Annotated in this window: 23 protein-coding genes; 14 read left to right on the top strand and 9 right to left on the bottom strand. The window is 72.1% G+C overall.

The features are described 5' to 3' along the window. Positions 1–86: 86 nt before the first annotated feature. On the top strand, positions 87–833 hold the full coding sequence (locus tag OG746_RS32515) for an NUDIX hydrolase (protein WP_266721196.1): 747 nt from the start codon (positions 87–89) through the stop codon (positions 831–833). Further along, positions 830–1,849, top strand: coding sequence for an ADP-ribosylglycohydrolase family protein (locus tag OG746_RS32520; RefSeq protein ID WP_266721198.1), 1,020 nt, complete (start codon positions 830–832; stop codon positions 1,847–1,849). Before OG746_RS32515 ends, OG746_RS32520 begins: the two co-directional genes overlap by 4 nt. Positions 1,850–1,909: 60 nt before the next feature. Here OG746_RS32520 and OG746_RS32525 read toward each other — a convergent pair whose 3' ends face one another. Genes OG746_RS32525 through OG746_RS32540 form a run of 4 tightly spaced genes read right to left on the bottom strand, consistent with a single transcriptional unit; the run spans position 1,910 to position 4,435 of the window. Next, a complete protein-coding gene (locus tag OG746_RS32525; protein WP_266721200.1) occupies positions 1,910–2,608 on the bottom strand; it encodes a nucleotidyltransferase domain-containing protein in 699 nt (232 codons plus the stop codon). Between the two features lie 21 nt (positions 2,609–2,629). Continuing rightward, a complete protein-coding gene (locus OG746_RS32530; protein ID WP_266721202.1) occupies positions 2,630–3,139 on the bottom strand; it encodes a Rieske (2Fe-2S) protein in 510 nt (169 codons plus the stop codon). Next, complete coding sequence (locus OG746_RS32535; RefSeq protein ID WP_266721204.1) at positions 3,136–3,714, bottom strand: DUF6529 family protein; 579 nt, start codon at positions 3,712–3,714, stop codon at positions 3,136–3,138. Before OG746_RS32535 ends, OG746_RS32530 begins: the two co-directional genes overlap by 4 nt. Positions 3,715–3,745: 31 nt before the next feature. Next, positions 3,746–4,435: a hypothetical protein gene (locus OG746_RS32540; protein ID WP_266721206.1), complete on the bottom strand. Its 690-nt coding sequence runs from the start codon at positions 4,433–4,435 to the stop codon at positions 3,746–3,748. Between the two features lie 138 nt (positions 4,436–4,573). Between OG746_RS32540 and OG746_RS32545 the strand changes: the two genes are divergently transcribed. From OG746_RS32545 to der, 6 genes are all read left to right on the top strand, one after another. Next, the gene (locus OG746_RS32545) at positions 4,574–5,032 is read left to right on the top strand and encodes a YidB family protein (protein WP_266721207.1); all 459 of its coding nucleotides are present in this window, start codon (positions 4,574–4,576) and stop codon (positions 5,030–5,032) included. A gap of 152 nt (positions 5,033–5,184) precedes the next feature. Then, complete coding sequence (gene aroH, locus OG746_RS32550) at positions 5,185–5,547, top strand: chorismate mutase (protein WP_266721209.1); 363 nt, start codon at positions 5,185–5,187, stop codon at positions 5,545–5,547. Then, positions 5,544–6,629, top strand: a complete 1,086-nt coding sequence (locus tag OG746_RS32555; protein ID WP_266721211.1) for a prephenate dehydrogenase — start codon at positions 5,544–5,546, stop codon at positions 6,627–6,629. Before aroH ends, OG746_RS32555 begins: the two co-directional genes overlap by 4 nt. A 125-nt stretch (positions 6,630–6,754) precedes the next feature. Continuing rightward, positions 6,755–7,447 carry a (d)CMP kinase gene (cmk, locus tag OG746_RS32560; RefSeq protein WP_266721212.1) on the top strand — a complete coding sequence of 231 codons (693 nt, stop codon included), beginning with the start codon at positions 6,755–6,757 and terminating at the stop codon, positions 7,445–7,447. Then, positions 7,444–8,091, top strand: coding sequence for a lysophospholipid acyltransferase family protein (locus OG746_RS32565; RefSeq protein WP_266721214.1), 648 nt, complete (start codon positions 7,444–7,446; stop codon positions 8,089–8,091). The genes cmk and OG746_RS32565 overlap by 4 nt, the downstream gene beginning before the upstream one ends. Before the next feature lie 81 nt (positions 8,092–8,172). After that, positions 8,173–9,648, top strand: coding sequence for a ribosome biogenesis GTPase Der (der, locus tag OG746_RS32570; protein WP_266721216.1), 1,476 nt, complete (start codon positions 8,173–8,175; stop codon positions 9,646–9,648). Between the two features lie 84 nt (positions 9,649–9,732). On the opposite strand, the gene OG746_RS32575 is transcribed toward der, so the two are convergent. After that, entirely contained in the window at positions 9,733–9,954 is a 222-nt protein-coding gene (locus OG746_RS32575) for a hypothetical protein (protein ID WP_266721218.1), read from the bottom strand. A gap of 271 nt (positions 9,955–10,225) precedes the next feature. Continuing rightward, the gene (locus OG746_RS32580; protein ID WP_266721220.1) at positions 10,226–11,023 is read right to left on the bottom strand and encodes a DUF8842 C-terminal domain-containing protein; all 798 of its coding nucleotides are present in this window, start codon (positions 11,021–11,023) and stop codon (positions 10,226–10,228) included. Between the two features lie 400 nt (positions 11,024–11,423). Between OG746_RS32580 and OG746_RS32585 the strand changes: the two genes are divergently transcribed. Next, a complete protein-coding gene (locus OG746_RS32585) occupies positions 11,424–12,071 on the top strand; it encodes a LysM peptidoglycan-binding domain-containing protein (protein ID WP_266721222.1) in 648 nt (215 codons plus the stop codon). Positions 12,072–12,181: 110 nt separating this feature from the next. Continuing rightward, complete coding sequence (locus OG746_RS32590) at positions 12,182–12,748, top strand: LysM peptidoglycan-binding domain-containing protein (RefSeq protein ID WP_266721224.1); 567 nt, start codon at positions 12,182–12,184, stop codon at positions 12,746–12,748. On the opposite strand, the gene OG746_RS32595 is transcribed toward OG746_RS32590, so the two are convergent. Genes OG746_RS32595 through OG746_RS32605 form a run of 3 tightly spaced genes read right to left on the bottom strand, consistent with a single transcriptional unit; the run spans position 12,717 to position 16,585 of the window. Next, entirely contained in the window at positions 12,717–13,478 is a 762-nt protein-coding gene (locus tag OG746_RS32595) for an ATP-binding cassette domain-containing protein (protein ID WP_266721226.1), read from the bottom strand. The two genes, OG746_RS32590 and OG746_RS32595, sit on opposite strands and share 32 nt — an antisense overlap. Further along, positions 13,475–16,108 (bottom strand): ABC transporter permease subunit, encoded by a 2,634-nt coding sequence (locus OG746_RS32600; RefSeq protein WP_266721228.1) that lies wholly within the window; start codon positions 16,106–16,108, stop codon positions 13,475–13,477. The genes OG746_RS32595 and OG746_RS32600 overlap by 4 nt, the downstream gene beginning before the upstream one ends. 12 nt (positions 16,109–16,120) lie before the next feature. Then, positions 16,121–16,585 carry a hypothetical protein gene (locus OG746_RS32605; protein WP_266721230.1) on the bottom strand — a complete coding sequence of 155 codons (465 nt, stop codon included), beginning with the start codon at positions 16,583–16,585 and terminating at the stop codon, positions 16,121–16,123. 156 nt (positions 16,586–16,741) lie between these two features. Here OG746_RS32605 and OG746_RS32610 point away from each other — a divergent pair, with 156 nt between their 5' ends. The 4 genes from OG746_RS32610 to OG746_RS32625 all read left to right on the top strand — a co-directional run bounded on the left by OG746_RS32610 (position 16,742) and on the right by OG746_RS32625 (position 20,852). Beyond that, positions 16,742–17,347 carry an MTB12 C-terminal domain-containing protein gene (locus OG746_RS32610; protein WP_266721232.1) on the top strand — a complete coding sequence of 202 codons (606 nt, stop codon included), beginning with the start codon at positions 16,742–16,744 and terminating at the stop codon, positions 17,345–17,347. After that, positions 17,322–18,602, top strand: a complete 1,281-nt coding sequence (locus OG746_RS32615; protein ID WP_266721234.1) for an ABC transporter substrate-binding protein — start codon at positions 17,322–17,324, stop codon at positions 18,600–18,602. Before OG746_RS32610 ends, OG746_RS32615 begins: the two co-directional genes overlap by 26 nt. 166 nt (positions 18,603–18,768) lie before the next feature. After that, positions 18,769–20,013: a glycosyltransferase family 4 protein gene (locus OG746_RS32620; protein ID WP_266721236.1), complete on the top strand. Its 1,245-nt coding sequence runs from the start codon at positions 18,769–18,771 to the stop codon at positions 20,011–20,013. Between the two features lie 56 nt (positions 20,014–20,069). Continuing rightward, on the top strand, positions 20,070–20,852 hold the full coding sequence (locus tag OG746_RS32625; protein ID WP_266721238.1) for a hypothetical protein: 783 nt from the start codon (positions 20,070–20,072) through the stop codon (positions 20,850–20,852). Positions 20,853–20,854: the final 2 nt, after the last annotated feature.

Consider the following 20,854-nt stretch of genomic DNA (forward strand, 5'->3'; position numbering starts at 1 on the left):
GCCCGCGGGCGTTCACGCCCGGGTCTTGTGTGCGGTGACCCCCTCCTTTTAGAGTCTGTTGGACCAATAAGGGAGGGGGTCTCCGCATGTCCGACAACAGCCCCGTGGCGGGCTACGACAAGTACGCCTACGAGCCCTTCGCCGTCACCGTCGACCTGGCCGTGTTCACGCTCCGGTCGGGGCGGCTGCACATCCTGCTCGTCGAGCGCGGTCACGATCCGTACGCCGGGCGCTGGGCGCTGCCCGGCGGGTTCCTGGAGCCGCACGAGTCCGCGGAGGGCGCGGCACGGCGCGAGCTCGCCGAGGAGACCGGGCTCGCCGATGTCGCAGGCCTGCATCTGGAACAGCTGCGTACGTACAGCGAACCGGGGCGCGATCCCCGGATGCGGGTGGTCTCCGTCGCGTTCGCCGCGCTCGTGCCGGACGCCCCGCAGGCGCACGGCGGCGGGGACGCGGCGCGGGCCGACTGGCTGCCGTACGGGACGCAGGGCCCGCTCGCCTTCGACCACGACCGGATCCTCGCCGACGCGCACGACCGGGTCGGCGGAAAGCTGGAGTACACCTGCCTGGCCACAGCCTTCTGCCCGCGCGAGTTCACGCTCGGCGAGCTGCGGCAGGTCTACGAGGTGGTGTGGGGGACCGACCTCGACCCGGCGAACTTCCGGCGCAAGGTGCTCGCGACGCCCGGCTTCGTCGAGCAGGTCCCCGGCGCGTCCCGGCTCACCGGAGGGCGCGGCAAGCCCGCGGCGCTGTACCGGGCCGGAGACGCCACGTCCCTGCACCCACCGCTGCTGCGCCCCGCGCACGAGCCCTCGGAAAGGTCCCGCCGATGACGACCAGCCGCCCTGCCACCGGATCGCTGCTCGGCCTCGCCCTCGGGGACGCGCTCGGCTACCCGACCGAGTTCAGCGACGTACCCGCCATCCTCGACAAGCACGGGCCCTGGCGGGGGATGGAGCTGTCAGGACACCCCGTCGCGTACATCACGGACGACACGCAGATGGCGCTCGCCGTGGCGCGGGCGCTGCGCACCGGTACGGGGAGCGGGACGCTCGGGCCGGAGGGCTTCGCGCGGCCGCTGCGCGCGGAGTTCGTCGACTGGTACCGCTCGCCCGACAACAACCGCGCGCCCGGCAACACCTGCCTGCGCGCGTGCGGACTGCTCGAGACCGGGAGCCGGTCCTGGCAGGAGGCCAGCCAGATCCATTCCAAGGGCTGCGGCGCCAATATGCGCGTCACGCCGCTCGGGCTCGCCCCCGGGCTGAGCGACGAACAGCGGGCGGGCGGTGCCCAGTTGCAGGCGGGCCTCACGCACGGCCACCCCACGGGCCTCGCCGCCGCCGACCTCACCGCACACGCCGTACGCCTCCTCGCCGAGGGCGCCGAGCCGACCGGGCTCGTCGGGATGCTGCGCTCGTACGCGTACGAGAACCGCGAGACGTACCACGAGGCCTGGCTCGGCGACCTGTGGCGGCGCGGCGACGCCCCCACGCCGCAGCAGTTCATCGCCCAGGGCTGGGACGAGTGCCTCGGCGTGCTCGACCGGCTGCGGGACGCGCTGCGTGAGCCGTCCCCCGAGACCGACCCCTGCCTGGCCACGGGAGCCGGCTGGATCGCGGAGGAGGCCCTGGCCACGGCTCTGCTGTGTTTCCTGATGTTCGTGGGCGAACCGGTCCTGGCCCTGCGCCGCGCCGCGTGCACCTCCGGCGACTCGGACTCGATCGCGGCCCTGGCAGGCGCCTTCGCCGGCGCCCACCTCGGCGCCGACGCGTGGCCCGCGGACTGGGTGGAGCGCATCGAGCACCGGGACGAGCTGCTGGGGTTCGGGGCGGAGTGGGACGTGGCGTAATTCGGTGGGGTGGCGCGGGGGAGTCGGCGAGCATGACGGGATGACGCCGCACGACAGGGCCTAGTGGTCCGGCTGCGTCTCCAGGGCTGAGGTCCGGCGCGTGCGGATGAGGAAGTCCTCGACCCGGGCGCGGTCCGGCTCCGTGGGGAGTGGGGTGTGGGACGCCGCCTCCTCCGCCTCGGCCGCCAGGCGTGTCATGCGGCGGTCCACCTCCGGCCAGGGCATCTCGCCGTGCTTCACCGCGAGCAGCGACTCGCGGTCCGGGCCCACGTCGATCGTCAGCTTTCCCGTGCGCAGCAGGTCGCGGCAGGAGGTCAGGAGGCGGAGCAGGTGCATGGCGTGCTTCCAGCGCGGGGCGCCGTGCGTGCGGACGTCCGCCTCCAGCTTCTTGCGCTGACCCGCCGCGTACCGGGCGAACGTCTCGTGCGCCCGGCGGGAGAGGAACGCCTCGCGCAGGGACAGGAGTTCGCGGCCCGTGTCCGTGATGTGCTCGACCAGCGGGGAGTTGAGGCACTCCAGGATGTTCGGGTTGGCGCGCAGCGCGAGTTCGCAGAAGCGCTCCAGCTCCCACGAGAACTGCTCCTCGGCCGGACCATCGACGTGCGTCGGCGGCTTCTCGAAGCGCCAGAAGAGCGGCGTCGGGGCCAGGTACACGCCACGGCGGTCCGTGTCGCTCGCGTCCGTGGCCAGGCCGAAGGCGCGGGAGCCCATGACGCAGGAGTAGATGGTGTGGTCGCGCACCAGGTCTTGCGGGTTCATGCCCGGAGCGTAGGACGCCCGTCAGGCCAGCGTGATCGAATTTCCGGTGACCTTGATCTGGCGGGCTCCGAGGGGGCTCCGGGCCGGGCCGTTCGCCACCGAGGCGTCGGCGACCTTGAACTTCGAGCCGTGGCACGGGCAGTTGATGGTGCCGTCGGAGACGTCCTTGACCGTGCAGCCCTGGTGCGTGCACACCGCGGTGAACGCCTTGAAGTCGCCCTTGGCGGGCTGCGTCACCACGACCTTGTCGTCGGGGAAGACCTTGCCGCCGCCGACCGGGATGTCGGACGTCTTCGCCAACTCGTCGCCGGCGGGCGGCTGTTCGGGCTCGCCGGAGGAGGGCTTGGCGGAGTCGTCCGCCCCCTCGGAGCCCTCCGGTGCCTCGGATTCCTCCGGCGCTTCGGAGGACGGCGCCTGGTCGTCGCTTCCGCCGCCCTGGTCCTCGTCCCCGTACTTGCTGCAGCCCACCGCGAGCGCGCCCGCGCCGCCCGCGATCAGGACGCTCCTGCGTGATGTGATGGTGCGCTTCATGTCGTCACTCCCACGGTCCGGAAGAACCACAGTGCAGACGTCAACCAGAGCAGCGTCAGCACCGCGAACGCAAGACCGCCCACCACCGGCAGCAGCCAGCCCGGCAGCCGCTCGGTGCGCAGCAGCAGCATCTTGGCGCTGAACGCGCCGAAGAAGAAGCAGCCCAGGAGCGAGTGCCACATGACCCGCGTCGAGTACGTCTGGTAGCCGAGCGCGTAGAGGCAGTGCACCGCCACCGGCACCGCGAGCAGGAACGCGATCCGGCCCGACCAGCGGTGCAGCGCAGGCGCCCAGGACGGGCCGCCCAGCTTCCCGTACACCATGAACGCCGAGACGATCTGGACGAGCGCGAAGGCGAAGGCCGCCGTCCCCAGCCAGGACTTCACCGCGCTCGTGCTGGAGAAGCCGGCGAGGTTGAACGCCGTGCCCGCCGGGTCGTGCACCTTGCCGTACGCGCCGAGCGCCACGGCCACCGCCGCCGCGACGAGCGCGGGGACCAGGTAGCGGGCCGCGGACGGCCGGCGGTGGTCGGGGTTCGGGAAGCTCTGGGTGGCGGCGTTCGGGTCGACGGTCATGGGAACCCTCTCTGAACCCTCTACATGCTCCTCAAGGGACGACCGGGCGGGCCGTCAGACTGTCGCCGTCGACCGTCACCGCCCCCGAATCCGGGTCGATGGGCGGCGCGGCGGACGGCTTGTCGTCACGGCGCACGATGCCCACCTGGCGGCCGTCGGGCAGCACGATCCAGCCGCCGTCGATCTCCGCGCCGCGCACTTCGGTGGTCGCCCGGTACAGACCGGACGGCTTGACGGCCTTCTTCGCCGTGAAGCCGTAGGGGCGCTTCTCGACGGTCGTGGTGCCGCGCACCCGGTCGCCGGTGAGCCTGCCGTCCAGCTTCGCGCCGTGCTTGCCGGAGAGCTTCATCTCGCCGTTGTCCTCGACGTTCCCCTTCAGCCACGACTCCTTGGTACGGCCGTCGCAGAAGTAGGCGATCGCCTTGTCGCCGCGGATGGATATGGAGATCGCGGACGAGTCGTCGTCGGTGCGGCCCGCGTAGCTCGTCTTGGCGCGGGCCGTCCGCGTCGGGCTGGCCTTCGAGGGCGACGCCGACGGTTCGGCCGAGGCCGAAGCCGAGCCCGAGCCCGAGGGTGAGGTGGAGGGCGCGGGCGATGCCGTCGCGGCGGGAGCCTCCCCGTACGACGAAGTGCCCTCGCCCGTCGTCGCGTTGAGCGACAACACGAACAGGCCGAGGGCCAGTCCGGCGAGCAGTGTGTACAACGGCCCGGAGCGCTTCATGGCCGAGCCTCCCCCCGAGGCGGCAGCGGTACCGCTCCATGCAAGCAGCTCCGGCCGGGTGGCGACAGGGGGCGGTTCGGGTGACATTGAGGTGGTCCGGGTTTCCTCACAGGTGAATGTCCCGAAAGGCGCGTGGCCATGGCCGGTAACGATCTCGGCAGTCTGCTCGGCGGTCTCCTCGGCGGGGGCGGCCAGAGCGGGGGGTCCGGCGGCGGGAACATCCTCGGTTCGCTCCTGGGCGGGCTGCTCGGAGGGGGCGCGGGCGGGGCGGGCACGAGCGGCATGGGTACGAGCGCCGGGTCCAACCCCTTGGGCGGCCTCCTCGAGATGATCACGAAGTCCGGTCTGGTCGACAAGGGCCAGCTCGACTCGTGGGTCGGCACGGGCGACAACCAGGCGCTCAGCCCCGAGCAGGTCAAGCAGGCCGTGCCCGACGAGACCCTCGACAGGGTCGCGGGAGAGGCCGGCGTCAGCCGCGACGAGGCGGCCGCGCAGGTGGCGCGGGAACTGCCGCAGGTCGTCGACAAGCTCACCCCGGAAGGCCAGGTGCCGTCGTCCGGGTCCCTGGAGGACCTCATCAAGCAGCAGAAGCTCTGAATCGAGCATCTGATCAAGCAGCAGAAGCTCTGACGCGGCGGCGGACCCCCGCGGCGTCCGTCTCGGCAGACGGGCGCCGCGCACCCGCGCCTCCCGCCTTGATTACGCTGGTCTCCTATCCAATTGCGCGTACGTGGAAAAGGGGCAGTGACGTGGCGGTACGAGCGGTCCGGGGCGCCGTCCAACTCGAACGGGACGAGGCCGGCCACATGGACGAGCAGGTGAGCGAGCTGCTCACGGCCGTCCTTGAGCGCAACGAGCTGACCGCCGACGACCTGATCTCGATCTGGTTCACGGCCACCCCCGATCTGCACTCCGACTTCCCGGCGGCCGCCGCCCGCAAGCTCGGCATCGTCGACGTGCCCCTGATCTGCGCGCAGGAACTCGACATCGCCGGCGCCCTGCCGCGCGTCGTCCGGATCCTCGCGCACATCGAGACCGAGCGGACCAAGGCCGAGGTCGCGCACGTCTACCTCGGTGCCGCGGCCACCCTCCGCAAGGACATCGCCCAGTGAGAACCGCACTCGTCATCGGCACCGGCCTGATCGGCACCTCCGCCGCCCTGGCCCTCGCCTCGCGCGGCGTCACCGTGCACCTCGCCGACCACGACCCCGGGCAGGCCCGCACCGCCGCCGCGCTCGGCGCCGGGACCGACGAGGCGCCCGAGGGGCCCGTCGACCTGTGCATCGTCGCCGTGCCGCCCGCGCACGTCGCCGCTTCGCTCGCCGACGCGATGCGCCGCGGCCTGGCCCGTGCCTACATCGACGTCGCCAGCGTCAAGGGCGGCCCGCGCCGCGAGCTCGAGGAACTGGGCCTCGACCTCACCCCGTACATCGGTACGCACCCGATGTCGGGCCGTGAGCGCAGCGGCCCGCTCGCGGCCGACGCCGACCTCTTCGAGGGGCGGCCGTGGGTGCTGACCCCGACCCGTGACACGGACACCGAGGTCCTGAACCTGGCCCTGGAACTGGTCGCCCTGTGCCGGGCCGTCCCGGTCGTGATGGACTCCGACGCCCACGACCGGGCCGTCGCGCTCGTCTCGCACATGCCGCACCTGGTCTCCAGCATGGTCGCGGCCCGCCTGGAGAACGCCGAGGAGGCCGCCGTACGGCTGTGCGGGCAGGGCATCCGCGACGTGACGCGGATCGCGGCCTCGGACCCGCGGATGTGGATCGACATCCTCTCCGCGAACCCGGGCCCCGTCGCCGATCTGCTCTCCGCCGTCGCGGGCGACCTGGAGGAGACGGTGCAGGCCCTGCGCCACCTCCAGTCCTCCGACGACGCCAAGCGCCGCGAGGGCGTGGACGGCGTCGAGACGATGCTGCGGCGCGGCAACACGGGCCAGTCGAGGGTCCCCGGCAAGCACGGCGCGGCCCCGGCGGCGTACGAGATCGTGGCCGTTCTCATCTCCGACCAGCCGGGCGAGCTGGCCCGGATCTTCTCCGACGCGGGCGCCGCGGGCGTCAACATCGAGGACGTCCGGATCGAGCACGCGACCGGGCAGCAGGCCGGTTTCGTCCAGCTCATGGTGCAGCCGGCGCAGGCGCCGAAACTGACCGCCGCGCTGCGCGAGCGCGGCTGGGCGATGCGTCAGTAGCAGTGTCGGCAGGGGCGCCGGTGGAGGTACGTAAGAAGGGGTCTTCCAGAGCCAGTAACCTTGTGCGGGGCGCTTCCGCGCCTCGTACCCATGCCCCCGTGCACTGAGAAAGGTGTCCGTCACCTATGGAAACCGCCGCGACCGCCGCCGCAGCAGTGATCGTCGCCATCGACGGACCCTCCGGCACGGGCAAGTCGAGCACCTCCAAGGCCGTCGCCGCCCAGCTCGGCCTGAGCTACCTGGACACCGGCGCCCAGTACCGGGCGATCACCTGGTGGATGGTGACCAACGGCATCGACCTGGACGACCCGTCCGCGATCGCCGCCGTCGCCGGCAAGGCCGACATCGTCTCCGGCACCGACCCGGGCGCCCCCACCATCACGGTGGACGGCACGGACGTCGCCGCCCCGATCCGCACCGGCGAGGTCACCTCGAAGGTCAGCGCCGTCAGCGCCGTCCCGGAGGTGCGCGCCCGGATCACCGAGCTGCAGCGCACCATCGCGCTCGGCGCCGAGAAGGGCATCGTCGTCGAGGGCCGTGACATCGGTACGACCGTGCTGCCCGACGCCGACCTGAAGATCTTCCTCACCGCCTCGCCCGAGGCCCGCGCCGCCCGCCGCTCCGGCGAGCTCAAGGGCTCCGACGTGAAGGCCACGCAGGAGGCGCTCGTCGCCCGCGACAAGGCCGACTCCAGCCGCAAGACGTCGCCGCTGGCCAAGGCCGACGACGCCGTCGAGGTCGACACGAGCGACCTCACGCTGCAGCAGGTCATCGAGTGCGTTGTCACCCTGGTCGAGGAGAAGCGAGCCTCCAAGTGACGGAAGCGCCCTCCGAGCGAGGCGCCGAAGTAGGTCGGCGCATCGGCGTCGGCCTCATGTACGGGCTGTGGAAGCCGCGGGTCCTGGGATCCTGGCGGGTCCCGGCGGCCGGACCGGTGATCCTCGCGGTGAACCACTCCCACAACATCGACGGCCCCATGGTCATGGGCGTCGCCCCGCGTCCGACGCACTTCCTGATCAAGCAGGAGGCGTTCGTCGGACCGCTCGGCCCCTTCCTCGACGGGATCGGGCAGGTGAAGGTCGACCGCACCAGCGCCGACCGCACCGCCATCACGCGGGCGCTCGGCGTCCTCGCCGACGGCGGCGTCCTCGGCATCTTCCCGGAGGGCACGCGGGGCGACGGCGACTTCGCGTCGCTGCGGGCCGGACTCGCGTACTTCGCGGTGCGCAGCGGGGCGCCGATCGTTCCGGTCGCCGTCCTGGGAAGCACGGAGCGCCCGGGACGGTTGATAAAGAAGCTGCCCCCGCTCAGGAGCCGCGTCGACGTCGTCTTCGGCGACCCCTTCGACGCGGGCGACGGGAGCGGGCGGCGTACCCGCAAGGCGCTCGACGAAGCCACCGTGCGCATCCAGGAGCGGCTCAGCGGCCACCTGGACCATGCCAGGCGCCTGACCGGGCGCTGAGCGAGACTTTCAGTAGTGGAACGCGGTACACGAAACGGCGGTCCACCGATCACCACGAATGAACGACGAGGTACGGACTTCATGAACGACCAGATCCAGCCCGAGGGATCCCCGGAACACGAGCACGGGGAGCTCGGCGACGCTGAGTACGCGGAGTTCATGGAGCTCGCCGCGGAGGAGGGCTTCGACGTCGAGGACGTCGATGGCGCGCTCGACGCGGCGGGCCACGGTCCGCTGCCCGTCCTCGCCGTCGTCGGCCGCCCGAATGTCGGCAAGTCGACCCTGGTGAACCGCATCATCGGGCGCCGCGAGGCCGTCGTCGAGGACAAGCCCGGCGTCACCCGTGACCGCGTCACGTACGAGGCCGAGTGGGCGGGCCGCCGCTTCAAGGTCGTCGACACCGGCGGCTGGGAGCAGGACGTGCTCGGCATCGACGCGTCCGTGGCCGCGCAGGCCGAGTACGCGATCGAGGCCTCCGACGCCGTCGTCTTCGTCGTCGACGCCAAGGTCGGCGTCACCGACACCGACGAGGCCGTCGTGCGCCTGCTGCGCAAGGCCAACAAGCCCGTCGTGCTCTGCGCCAACAAGGTCGACGGCCCGAGCGGCGAGGCGGACGCCTCGTACCTGTGGTCCCTCGGCATCGGCGAGCCGCACCCCGTCTCCTCGCTGCACGGCCGCGGCACCGGCGACATGCTCGACGCCGTCCTGGAGGCGCTGCCGGAGGCCCCGCAGCAGCAGTTCGGCGGCGCCGGGCTCGGCGGACCGCGCCGGATCGCGCTGATCGGCCGCCCGAACGTCGGCAAGTCCTCGCTCCTGAACAAGGTGGCCGACGAGGACCGCGTCGTCGTCAACGAGCTGGCGGGCACCACCCGCGACCCGGTCGACGAGCTGATCGAACTCGGCGGCGTCACCTGGAAGTTCGTCGACACGGCGGGCATCCGCAAGCGCGTCCACCTGCAGCAGGGCGCCGACTACTACGCCTCGCTGCGCACCGCCGCCGCCGTGGAGAAGGCGGAGGTCGCGGTCATCCTGATCGACGCCTCCGAGTCGATCTCCATCCAGGACCAGCGGATCGTGACGATGGCGGTCGAGGCGGGCCGCGCGATCGTCCTCGCGTTCAACAAGTGGGACACCCTCGACGAGGAGCGTCGCTACTACCTGGAGCGCGAGATCGAGACCGAGCTCGCCCAGGTCGCCTGGGCGCCCCGGGTGAACGTGTCGGCGCGCACGGGCCGGCACATGGAGAAGCTGGTTCCCGCGATCGAGACGGCCCTCGACGGCTGGGAGACGCGAGTCCCGACGGGCCGGCTCAACGCCTTCCTCGGCGAGCTCGTGGCCTCCCACCCGCACCCGGTCCGCGGCGGCAAGCAGCCCCGCATCCTGTTCGGCACGCAGGCCGCCTCCAAGCCGCCCCGGTTCGTGCTCTTCTCCTCCGGCTTCATCGAGCACGGCTACCGCCGCTTCGTGGAGCGCCGCCTGCGCGAGGAGTTCGGCTTCGAGGGCACGCCGATCCAGATCTCCGTACGCGTGCGTGAGAAGCGCGGCAGGAAGAAGTAGGCAGCCTCTTTAGGAGGTCGCTCGGACGGACGCCGCCGGTGGAGACATCCACTCGGCGGCGTTTTTCTGTGCGGGCGCGGGAGGTCAGTGCTCCCGGCGCGGACCCGGCGGCAGCGCCGCGGGGTAGTGCCGTCCCGTGGTGTGCTGCGGCGGGTACGGCTGCCAGCGCGGCGGATGGTGCGGGCGCGGGCCGTGCAGTGGGTCGAAGCCCCTGAACCCCAGGTCCTCCTCGCCGCTGCGGTCGCCGGGCAGCGTCCGGAAGGACCGGCTGTACTCCGCGTACAGGGCGTCGTAGATGGGGGTCACCGAGGGGCCGCCCCCCGCGTGGCCACCTCCGGAATGACCGCCCGGCTGGTCCGCCGCGGGACGCATCGACGGGATGGGGTTCTGATACGGCTGGTGCCGTCGGGACGAAGGGGTGGAACCGGGCGCGGGGGATGAGGTGGGGTCGTATGGGTGCACGTATGTGCCAACGAACCGGGCCCCCGACGGATGCGCCCTTGGCCTGCGCTGTTGCGGGCTGTCAGCGGTGTGACCGGCGCATTCGTGGGGGCCCGTGCGGTGTCGCCGGGGTGGCTCAGGTGCCGGCGAGCGGCATGGCGGCGGCCACCAGGCGGCCGTTCGCCGCGGCCTTGTCGAGGGCCTGACGGAGCAGGTCCTCACGCGGCTGGTGGCCGATCGAGCCGGAGGAGGCGGCGAAGACGAGCACCGTCTGCGTCTTGTTCGCCGCGGTCCGCCAGCCCTCCGTCACCAGGAGCGGTTGGTGCGCCTGCCACCAGGCGACCTGGCCGGGGGAGCCGCCGGTACCGGGCTGCAGGATCGCGTGCAGCTGGCCCATGGCGAGCAGCACCGACCAGCCGCCGAGGACCGAGGGGACCGCGTCCAGCGTGGTGGCCGGCATGAAGCCCTGCTCGATCAGGAGCGGCAGGAAGTCGTCCCCGTCCGTGGTCGTGCCGGGGCGGGCGATGGGGCCGGTCGGCTCGACGACGAGGGCGGGGTGCGTCGTGTCACCGATCAGCACGAGGCCGCTGGTCACTCCGAGCACGGCCTGCGATGCCGCGGCCGGGGTGCCGCCGTCCGGCCGGTCGGCGGCGTCCTGCCCGCCGCCGATGGACTGCACGGCGCCCTGCAGCTGGTCCTCGGCGACCTGGACGACCTGCGAGGGCAGGCAGGTGGCATGGGCGAAGGCGAGCACGGCGGTCTCGTCGCCGACGAACAGGACGGTGCTGGTCGGCTGCTGCTGCGAGTCGCCGGGCGTGCGACAGGAGGTGCAGTCGTAACTGCCGGGGGCGTTGTCACCGGCCATCAGCCGGTCGGCTTCTTCGTCGCCGATCTCGGCGCGTACGTCGTTGCTGACGTCGAGCAAGCGAGGCACGGGGACTCCTCAGGGATCTGTTGGACCGATCGGGGTGATCGGCCGCGGTCAGGCGAGTGCTTATGAAGGGACAACGGATGATCTGTGTCCTCGGTCACGCCCGGATCGGAACGGAATCACCTCATCCGGCGCACACCGTGAACGACCGCCCGGAATCCGTCACTCCCCGCCAACTTGTTGGTTTTCCAAGGAAGTTGGACCGGTGAGCTGAGTCACAGATCGCCAGGACGACAGGTCGACAAATACTGAAATCACTGTATGTATCGGTTGGCCGAAAATCGCCGGTACCCGGGGTAACGGCGAACTGGCCTGGCGGGACGAGCCGTTGGTTGCCGTGGCCCTCTTGCGCTGCCTAGATTCCACCGCCGTCCGCAACGAGCAGTCCACGAGAGGGATTCTCATGTCCGCGCCGAACCGTATGGCTCGCACGACAGCGGTCTTCACCGGGGTGGCCCTCGCCGCCCCGCTCGGTCTCCTCGCCCTCGCCGGCCCCGCCCAAGCGGCGGACGGTGGCGTCTGGGACCGCATCGCACGCTGCGAGAGCGGTGGCAACTGGCAGATCAACACCGGGAACGGCTACTACGGAGGGCTTCAGTTCTCGGCAGGCACCTGGCGTGCGTACGGCGGCGGTGCGTACGCCGCGACGGCCGACCGGGCCAGCAGGGGGCAGCAGATCGCTGTCGCCACCAGGGTGCAGCGTGCGCAGGGATGGGGCGCATGGCCCACATGTTCGGCACGGGCCGGGGCGTACGGCGGCGCCCCGGGCGCCCAGTCGGCGCCCAAGGCCGTGCCCAAGGCGGCGCCCAAGGCCGCCCCGAAGGCCGCGCCCGAGGCGGCTCCCCGGGCCGCGCAGAAGCAGCGCGGTTCCGGCCACACGAACCGCGGCGCCGCCCGCGGTGGCGGCTACGTCGTCCGCAGCGGCGACACCCTCGGCAGCATCGCCGCGGCCCACGGCACCAGCTGGCAGCGCCTGTACGCCGCGAACCAGTCGGTGGTCGGGGGTGACCCCGACCTGATCATGCCGGGGCAGCGGCTGCGCCTCGCCTGACCGCACATGCGCCGCGTGGCCCCACCCGGTCCGCCGACCGGGTGGGGCCACGCGGCGGGCACGGCGCGGCACGACGGGTGGCCGCACACCGGCTGCCTAGCGTCCGCGCTATGGACGTGACCGCTACGTTTCCGAAGGCGCACGGCCCGCGGCGGTGGGCGGCGGCCCTGCTGGGCGTGCTGCTCGCACTGGCCGCGCTGCCGGCCCTCGACGCCAGGGCGGATGCCGCCGAACCGTACGACTGTGCCAAGACCGAGTGGCCGTGGTCCTGCCTCGCGGAGTGCGAGAGCGGCAACGACTGGGACGAGAACACCGGCAACTCCTTCTACGGGGGGCTTCAGTTCCAGCAGTCCACGTGGGAGGAGCACGGCGGCCTGAAGTACGCGCCGCGCGCCGACCTCGCGACCCGTGCCGAGCAGATCAAGGTCGCGGAGGAGGTGCTGCGCACCCAGGGCTGGGAGGCGTGGCCGGTCTGCTCCAAGCGGTACGGGCTCAAGGGCCGCGTCCATGTGGTGCAGCGCGGCGACACGCTGTCGTCCATCGCGCGGCGCTTCAAGGTGGAGGGCGGTGCGCAGGCGCTCTACAAGGCCAACCGCTACGTGATCGGGTCGCACCCGGACCGGCTGGAGGAGGGGGCGACGTTGGTCATTCCCGAGCCGGGGAAGTCGTCGGGCTGATCGGGTCCGGTCGGCGCGGTGGGGTCTCGGTGGCTTCGCCGCGGAACACGACCGTGCCGCGGCCGAGTTCGTAGACGATCACCGTCGCCTCGTTCGTAGTCCCGCGCAGGCCGGGCGGCAGGCGTTGCTCGGCGAGCACCACGCAGGCGTCGAGTTCGCGCAGGAGGGCGTACGTGCGGGTGGCGACCGGCGGGGCCATGCCCTGGGTGGGTTCGTCGACGAGGACGACGCGGGCGGGGGCGAGCAGGGCGCGGGAGACGGCGAGCATCCGCTGCTCACCGCCGGAGAGGGCGCCGGCGCGGCGGGCGAGGAGGGGGCGCAGCTCGGGGTAGGCGTCGAGGGCGGCGTCGAAGTCCCGTTTGGTTGCTGCTTTGGTTGCTGCTCTGTTTGTCGCTTTGTTTGCTGCCAGTCGGAGGTTCTCGGCGACGGTGAGGTCGGCGAAGACGGCCTGCCGGTCGGGTACGAAACGCAGGCCCGCCGCGGCGCGGGCGTGGGCGGTGTGCCGGGTGACGTCGACTCCGTCCCACACGACGGACCCTGCGGCGAGCCGTACGGTGCCGGCGAGGGCGCGCAGGGCGGTGGTGCGACCGGAGCCGTTCGGCCCGAGCAGCACGGTGAGCGCGTGGGCGGGGGCGGTGAGGGTGACGCCGTGAAGGGCCTCCAAGGGGCCGTAGCGGACGCGGGCGTCGCGCAGTTGGATGCCGGCGTCGGCACCGGTGCCGGGCGTCATGAGGGCTCCGGGGTGCGGTCGAGGACGGAGTCCGGCGCGCCGGACTCCACGATGCGGCCCGCCGCCATCACGTGGACGGTGTCCGCGAGTTCGGCGACGAGGTCCAGATCGTGTTCGACGACGAGCACGGCGACGCCGTCGGCGGCGAGCGCCCTCAGTAGCCGGGCGAGGGCTGTGACCTCTGCGGGGTCGAGGCCTGCGGTCGGTTCGTCGAGCAGCAGCACGTGCGGGTCGCCGGCCAGTGCGCGGGCCAGCTCGACGCGGCGCAGCGTGCCCGTGGGGAGGCCGCGCGTCTCCTGCTCGCCTCGCAGCCCGAACAGGCGCGTCATCCGTTCCGTGGCTGCCGGGTCCCGTACGCGGCCCTGTTCGGCGCCGATCCGGATGTTCTCGGCCACGGTCAACGAGGGGAAGACGACGAGCTCTTGGAAGGTCTGTGCGATGCCGAGTCTGGTCCGGGCGTGTGCCGGCAGCCGGGTCACGTCGCGTTGTCCGAGCCGGACCCGGCCGGTGTCGGGGCGGACGGTTCCGGCGAGGCAGTGGAACAGGGTGCTCTTTCCGGCGCCGTTGGGACCCACGACGGCGGTGACGCTGCCGCTGGGGAGCCGGATGCGTACGTCCTGGAGGGCGGGGTGGGGGCCGTAGGTGACGGTGAGGTGGGTGGCGGTGAGTGTGGCGGGTGCCGGTCTCGTTGCGGTCGTCCGTACCCACGTCACGGGGCTCCGCCCCGGACCCCGCTGCTCAATCGCCGCAGGGGCTTGAAATGCCGCGGGGGCTTGAAAGGCCTGCTCAAACGCCGCAGGGGCTTTAAATGCCAGCGTCTCCCGGGCCGCCGCCCCCCGCCCGGTCAGACGGCCACGGCCTCGACCCCAGCCCCGTACGCCCAACCCCCGTCCCACCAGCACCGCCAGTACCCCGATGGCCAGTGCTGCCACGCCGCCGCGGGCTCCCGCGTCCAGGCCCACCAAGAGGCCCGCGCCGAGCAGTGCGGCGAAGGGGCTGTCCGCGCCGAGTACCACTATCGCCGCGAACCACAGCAGGCCGCGTATCGGGTCGTACGCCGACGGGTCGAAGGAGTGCAGGCCGAACGTCAGCAGGCCGCCTCCCAGTGCCGCGAGGCCCGCCCCCACCACGAACACCGCGACCTTCAGGGCCGGCACCCCGACCCCCGCCGCCGACGCGCCCGCCTCGTGGTCCCGGACCGCCGCGAGCGCCCGGCCAACCCGTCCCCGTCGCAGGCCTGCCACGACCATCAACGCCCCAGCGAGGAGCGCGAGTTCGAGTATGTAGAACACTCGGTCGTCGTCGAAGCCCGCGGGGCGCGGTGGCGTGAGGCCCGACGTCGCGTACGGCTGCGCGAACACGAATCGGCTCACCCCGACCCCCACCGCGAACGTCGCCAGAGCCAGCGCGAGGCCGTGTCGACGGATCGCGGGCGCGGCGGTCAGGAGGCCCAGTGGGGCCACCAGCAGAACCGCCACCAAGAGGGCTGCCAGTCCCGGGAGTTGGGGGAGGCCCGGGAACCTCCCCGTCGCCAGCAATGTGGCGAACAGGGCGCCCAAGCCCGCGAATGCGCCTTGGCCCAGGGCTAGTTGGCCGGCTCTTCCCGTCACTACCACCAGCGACAGCAGGATCAATGCCAGCGCCGGGACCTGGATCGACGTTCGCAGGTCCGAACCCGCGAAACCGAGCGGCAGCAGGAACAGCACCCCCGCCACCAGCCACGCCTCCCGCGGAGCGGCCCGCGTCCGGCGCGTCACCGCCGTCGGCAACGCCCCCTTCCCGCCCACCCCCGGCAGCGCGAGCGCCGCGACCAGCAGCGCCACCACGAACAGGTTCGCCCCCACCGCCTGGACGAGCGGCTCGGTCCACCCGCGCGGATGCAGCCGCGTCAACTGGCTCTGCGCGACCCCGATCGCGAGCGCCGCCCCCACCGCCACCCCGAGCCGCCGCATGCCCGCCGCGACCGCCACCGCCACGACCTCCATCACCAGCAACGGCAGACCGTAGGGGTCGAGGCGTACGTAGGGGGCCAGGAGTACGCCCGTCAGGCCCGCGGTGAACGTGCCGAACGCCCAGCCCGCCGCCGCGACCCGGTCCGCGTCGATCCCGCCGAGCACGGCCAGCGGACGGTTGTCGACGACCGCCCGCAGCTCACCCCCGAACCGTGTCCAGCGCGTCACCGCCCACACCGCGACCCCGATCGCGCAGGCCACCGCGAGCTGCCCCCACGGCTCCCCGGGGAGCAGCCGCGGCGCGTCCTCCTGCGCTCCCGTGCCCCACAGCAGTGCCGCGGCCCCGACGAGGAGGACGAAGACGCCGATCGAGGCGACCAGGGTGCGCGCCGGATCGCCGCCCGACACGGCCAGCGGCCTGAACACCCAGCGTTCCAGGGCGAGTCCGAACCCCGGCGCCACCACCAGGAGCACCAGCGCCGCGGCCGCCCACAGCGGCACCTCCCACACCACCACCAACTGCCGCAGCAGATAAGCGCAGAGCATCGCGATCGCGCCGTGCGCGAAGTTGAGGACGCCCGTCGCCCGGTAGGTGACGATCAGGCCGATCCCGGTGAGCGCCGCCGCCGCTCCCACCGAGAGTCCGGCGAGCGTGAGGTCGTACGTGAGGGACGACACGACCCGGACTCCTCAACTCCCGTTGGGTGGTTCGCAGATGGGGCACGGAACCAGGCCCGCCTCCGCGATGGCACCCGCGTCCGCCGGGACCGCCCGCGGCTTGCCCTCGACGAGCGGGCAGTCGGCGCGGTGCCACAGCGTGCCGCCCGGCATCGTCAGCAGCCGGCCGCTGGAGGCGGCCAGGGGTGCGGGATCCAGGGTGTCGGGCGCCGGGTCGGCCGTGACCAGCAGCTCGTAGAGGCGCTCCACGCGCGACGTCGCGAGTGTGTTCCTGCCGTACGTGAGGAGCACCGCGCCCGCGATGATCAGGGCCGCGCCCGGCACCGTGCAGGAGGCCAGATAGGGGAGCTGGCGCTCGGCGAAGCGTTCGCCCGACATGCCGTACCAGCCGACCACGCAGAGCGCCGCCCCGACGGCGAGCGCCGCGAGCCCCGCCCACAGGGCCGGGTGCACAGAACGTAGTCGGGCAGTCCGCATCGCCGGCCCCCACTGGTGTGCGCGTGTGTCTGGTCTTGTCCGCCGATCGCTTGCACTATGCCTTCTGGAGTCCAACTCGGAAAGCTCCGGGGACAGTTGGCCGATCACTCTGATCCAGTCGGCCCGCCCCCGGACCGACACCCGGCGGTGAGCCTGATGGTTTTCGGGAGCACACCTCGCACACTCCGCACACCTCGCGCGACTCGCGGACGGGGCCCGGCGCTCGCGCTCGCCCTGGCCCTGGTTCTCGGCCCCGCCCTGGCGGCCTGCGGCGACGACAGCGGCGGTGACGACAGCGCCCCGCCGACGCCGAGCTCGAAGCCGACCACGAGCAAGGAGCCCACGAACGCGGAGCCCACGAGCAAGGAGCCCTCGTCGGAGCGGCCCGGTGGGAGCGGGCCCGCCGACCGGGCCGCCGCCGAGAAGGAGATCAAGGCCAACTGGAAGAAGTTCTTCGACCCGAAGGTGTCGATGGAGGAGAAGGAGGCCGTCCTGGAGAACGGAGCCAAGATGCGCCCGGTCCTGAAGGGCTTCAGCGGCGACAAGCGCGGAAGCCAGGTGGAGGCCACCGTCACCAAGGTCGGCTTCACCTCGGGGAGCGAGGCGGACGTGACGTACGCACTCGCCCTCAAGGGCGCGACGGTGCTGCCCGACGCCAAGGGGACGTCCGTCGAGCAGGGCGGCACCTGGAAGGTGTCCGTCAACACCCTGTGCGCGCTGGTGCAGCTGAGCGGGAATGCGTCGCCGGGCCCTGGCTGCTGAGGCCCTCGTCGCGGGGCTGGCCCTGGTGGCCGTCGCGGCCTGCGGGTCCCGGCTGCCGGAGAGCGACTTCGAGGACCGCTCCGCGCCCGCGCCACGCTCCACCGCGCCCCTCCACGTCGGCATCATCACCAGCGCCACCAGCCCCGTCGGCGGCGCCACCTTCACCGACACCCGCGACGGTGCACAGGCGTACTTCCGGAACCTGAATCGGCAGGGCGGCATTCAGGGGCGCCGCGTCGAGGTGCACCTGTGCGACGACGGCGGCAGCGGCGTCGGCAACACGTCCTGCGTGCACAAGCTGGTCGACGAGCAGAAGGTCGTCGCCCTGGTGGCCACCACGGCGCTGGACTACGCGGGCGCGGAACGCGTCTCCCATGCGCGCGTGCCCGACATCGGCGGCCAGCCGATCGGCGCCGCCTACGACACCTACCCGCACCTGTACGGGATCTACGGCAGCCTCGCGCCGAGGAACGGGACGCCGGGCTGGGACGGGAAGCTGTACGGCGGCACCGAGGTCTACCGCTACTTCAAGCGCGAGCACGGCGCCCGCACCGCCGCCGTCGTCTCCTACAACCAGGCCGCTTCGGCCGCGTACGCCCGCCTGGTGACCCGCGGACTCAAGGCCGAGGGCTACCGCGTCGTCACCGAGCAGCTCGACTTCGCGCTGCCCAACTTCCGGGCCGCGGCCGCCGACCTCAAGGACGAGAAGGTCGACCTCGTCTTCGACGCCGTCGACGCGCACGGCAACGCACGGCTCTGCGAGGCCATGGACCAGGTCGGCGCCCGCGTCACCGCGAAGGTCACGAACGTACAGAACTGGACCTCGTCCGTCCGGTCCGCCTACAAGGACGCGCCGCACTGCCGCGCCTCCCTGTGGGCCACCGGCGCGAGCCGCAACTACGAGGACACCGGGCACCCCGCCGTACGCGCCTTCCGCGACGCCACGAAGCATCTGAGGACGCACTCGCAGTGGCTGTTGGAGGGCTGGGCCGCCGCGATGTGGTTCACGGACGCCGTCCGCTCCTGCCGGACGGTCACGCGTGCGTGCGTCGACCGTTTCATGGAGCGCGGAGTACGGTACTCGGCCGATGGCCTGCTGCTTCCCGTGACATTCGCGAGGCTCGCGGAGCCGCCGAGAACTCGAGAGACGTGCCTGTCGGTCGCGAGATGGACCGACACAAAGGGCTGGGTCACCCAGAACGGTGGTATGACGCACACCTGTTCTGACGTCCCGCAGCTCTCCTACCAGCCATGATGTGACCCCAGATGGGTGATTTGGCCAGTTGGTTCCCGAAAACAGCTACCAATTCCGCATCTGTTCAGGAACAACATGATGATGAGGAACAACCCTCGCCAGGCCATCTCCGTCTAACTACCCGGTAGGCGGAGAAGACGGACTGTTCAGACAGATACGAGGGCGCATGCAGATTTCTTTCCTGATTCACAATGCGTACGGGATCGGAGGGACGATCCGCACCACGTACAACCTTGCCAGCGCGCTTGCCGACCACCACGACGTGGAGGTCGTATCCGTCTTCCGGCACCGGGACGAACCGGTGTTCGCGCCGGACCCGCGCGTGCGGGTCCGACACCTGGTCGACCTGCGCAAGGGCGCCGCGGGGTACGAGGGCGACGACCCGGAGTTCCAGCTGCCCGCCACGGTCTTCCCGCGCAGCGAGGGGCGCTACGAGCAGTACAGCGCGCTCACCGACCGGCGGATCGCCGAACACCTGGGCTCCCTGGACGCCGACGTCGTCGTCGGCACCCGGCCCGGGCTCAATGTGCACCTCGCCCGTGACACCAGGCGCGGAGTGCTGCGCGTCGGCCAGGAGCACCTCACCCTCGGCACGCACTCCACCGAGCTCCGCCGAGAACTGCGCGGCAGCTACCCGCGCCTCGACGCGCTGACCACGACCACCGAGGCCGACGCCTTCGCCTACCGCGAGCAGCTGCGCCTCCCGGGCGTGCGCATAGAGGCGATGCCCAACCCGGTTCCGCAGCCCGGCATCGCGCCCGCCGACGGCAGCGGCAAGTGGGTCGTGGCGGCCGGCAGGCTCGCGCCCGTGAAGCGCTACGACCTGCTGGTGCGCGCCTTCGACCAGGTGCGCGCCGAGCGGCCCGACTGGCGCCTGCGCATCTACGGGGGCGGCAAGCAGAAGGACAAGCTGCGCACGCTCATCGACGAGCTCGGCCTCTACAACCACGTGTACCTCATGGGGCCCGCCCACCCCATAGAGCCGGAGTGGGCGAAAGGTTCCCTCGCCGCGGTGACGTCGAGGTTCGAGTCCTTCGGCATGACGATCGTCGAGGCGATGCGCTGCGGTCTGCCGGTGGTCGCCACCGACTGCCCGCACGGCCCCGGCGAGATCATCGACAACGGTGTCGACGGCCGGCTCGTCAAGGTCGGCAGCGTCGATGCCATCTCCGGCGGCCTGCTCGAACTCATCAACAACGACACCCTGCGCCAGGAGATGAGCGCCCGCGCCCTCAGGGGTTCCGAGCGCTTCGACCCGGCGCGGATCGCCCAGCGCTACGAGGACCTGTTCGCCTCGCTCACCGGCCGCGGCTCCCTCGGGCTGCTGCACCGGGCCCGCGGCTCGCTCCTCGGCGGCGCCTACGCGGTGCGCGACGCCCTCCGGCCGCAGCGGAAGGGACATCCCGTATGACCGCCCCCACGGCTCCGCCACCGCCGTGCCCCGAAGACAGCGACAGGAGCGTCCGCATGCCGCCCCGAGCCGACTGCATCGCCGACTCAGCCGGCGGGCTCACCTTCGACGTCACCGACCACGGTTCGCCCGACCCGGCGCACCTGCTGCTCGTCGACCGGGCCTCGGGACACACGGTGCGGCTGCCGCTGACGCCGACCGGCGAGGGGCGGCTGCGCGCGTCGCTGCCGATAAGCGTCTCCCTCGCCGAGGGCCGCTGGGACGCGTACGCGCAGGTCTCGGGGGACGAGCCGGTGCGGCTCATGCCGGGCGTCAACGACCTGCGCTCACTGGTGGACCGGGCGCCCAGTGGCTCGCGCGGCTACGTCGCCGTACGCATCCCGTACGCCACCAAGCACGGCAACCTCACTGTGCGCAGCTGGCTGCGGGCGCCGCACGCGGAGGCCGGTGAACTGCTCATCGCCGACGGCGAGCTGACCGTGCACGGGCGGGTCTACGGCGCCGACTTCACGGCGAAGGCGTACGCGGAGATCCGCTCCCGCGCGGTGCGCGGCCCCGTGCTCCGCGGCGAACTGGACTGGGACGGGCCGCGGTTCACGCTCCGCATCGGCTACGACGAGCTGCGCGAGGGCCGTTGGGACCTGTGGCTGCGGCCCGCGGGGGACGACGGTCCGCAGGTGCGGCTCGCCCGGCTGCTCGACGACATCGCCGACAAGAAGCCGATCTTCACGTACCCGGTGACGCGGGTGACCGTCCAGGGTCGCGGCGAACTGGCCGCGGAGGCCTACTACACGGGGGCCAACGACCTTTCCGTGCAGGTGAGTTCGGTCCAGAGCTAGGA

The organism is Streptomyces sp. NBC_01016, assembly GCF_026341035.1.
GTDB lineage: Bacteria > Actinomycetota > Actinomycetes > Streptomycetales > Streptomycetaceae > Streptomyces.

What these genes read in the sequence shown, in the direction of transcription:
- OG746_RS32515 (WP_266721196.1), top strand. Translation starts at nt 87, where the DNA reads ATGTCCGACAACAGCCCCGTGGCGGGCTACGACAAGTACGCCTACGAG.
- OG746_RS32520 (WP_266721198.1), top strand. Translation starts at nt 830, where the DNA reads ATGACGACCAGCCGCCCTGCCACCGGATCGCTGCTCGGCCTCGCCCTC.
- OG746_RS32525 (WP_266721200.1), bottom strand. Translation starts at nt 2,608, where the DNA reads ATGAACCCGCAAGACCTGGTGCGCGACCACACCATCTACTCCTGCGTC.
- OG746_RS32530 (WP_266721202.1), bottom strand. Translation starts at nt 3,139, where the DNA reads ATGAAGCGCACCATCACATCACGCAGGAGCGTCCTGATCGCGGGCGGC.
- OG746_RS32535 (WP_266721204.1), bottom strand. Translation starts at nt 3,714, where the DNA reads ATGACCGTCGACCCGAACGCCGCCACCCAGAGCTTCCCGAACCCCGAC.
- OG746_RS32540 (WP_266721206.1), bottom strand. Translation starts at nt 4,435, where the DNA reads ATGAAGCGCTCCGGGCCGTTGTACACACTGCTCGCCGGACTGGCCCTC.
- OG746_RS32545 (WP_266721207.1), top strand. Translation starts at nt 4,574, where the DNA reads ATGGCCGGTAACGATCTCGGCAGTCTGCTCGGCGGTCTCCTCGGCGGG.
- cmk (WP_266721212.1), top strand. Translation starts at nt 6,755, where the DNA reads ATGGAAACCGCCGCGACCGCCGCCGCAGCAGTGATCGTCGCCATCGAC.
- der (WP_266721216.1), top strand. Translation starts at nt 8,173, where the DNA reads ATGAACGACCAGATCCAGCCCGAGGGATCCCCGGAACACGAGCACGGG.
- OG746_RS32585 (WP_266721222.1), top strand. Translation starts at nt 11,424, where the DNA reads ATGTCCGCGCCGAACCGTATGGCTCGCACGACAGCGGTCTTCACCGGG.
- OG746_RS32590 (WP_266721224.1), top strand. Translation starts at nt 12,182, where the DNA reads ATGGACGTGACCGCTACGTTTCCGAAGGCGCACGGCCCGCGGCGGTGG.
- OG746_RS32595 (WP_266721226.1), bottom strand. Translation starts at nt 13,478, where the DNA reads ATGACGCCCGGCACCGGTGCCGACGCCGGCATCCAACTGCGCGACGCC.
- OG746_RS32605 (WP_266721230.1), bottom strand. Translation starts at nt 16,585, where the DNA reads ATGCGGACTGCCCGACTACGTTCTGTGCACCCGGCCCTGTGGGCGGGG.
- OG746_RS32610 (WP_266721232.1), top strand. Translation starts at nt 16,742, where the DNA reads ATGGTTTTCGGGAGCACACCTCGCACACTCCGCACACCTCGCGCGACT.
- OG746_RS32615 (WP_266721234.1), top strand. Translation starts at nt 17,322, where the DNA reads ATGCGTCGCCGGGCCCTGGCTGCTGAGGCCCTCGTCGCGGGGCTGGCC.
- OG746_RS32620 (WP_266721236.1), top strand. Translation starts at nt 18,769, where the DNA reads ATGCAGATTTCTTTCCTGATTCACAATGCGTACGGGATCGGAGGGACG.
- OG746_RS32625 (WP_266721238.1), top strand. Translation starts at nt 20,070, where the DNA reads ATGCCGCCCCGAGCCGACTGCATCGCCGACTCAGCCGGCGGGCTCACC.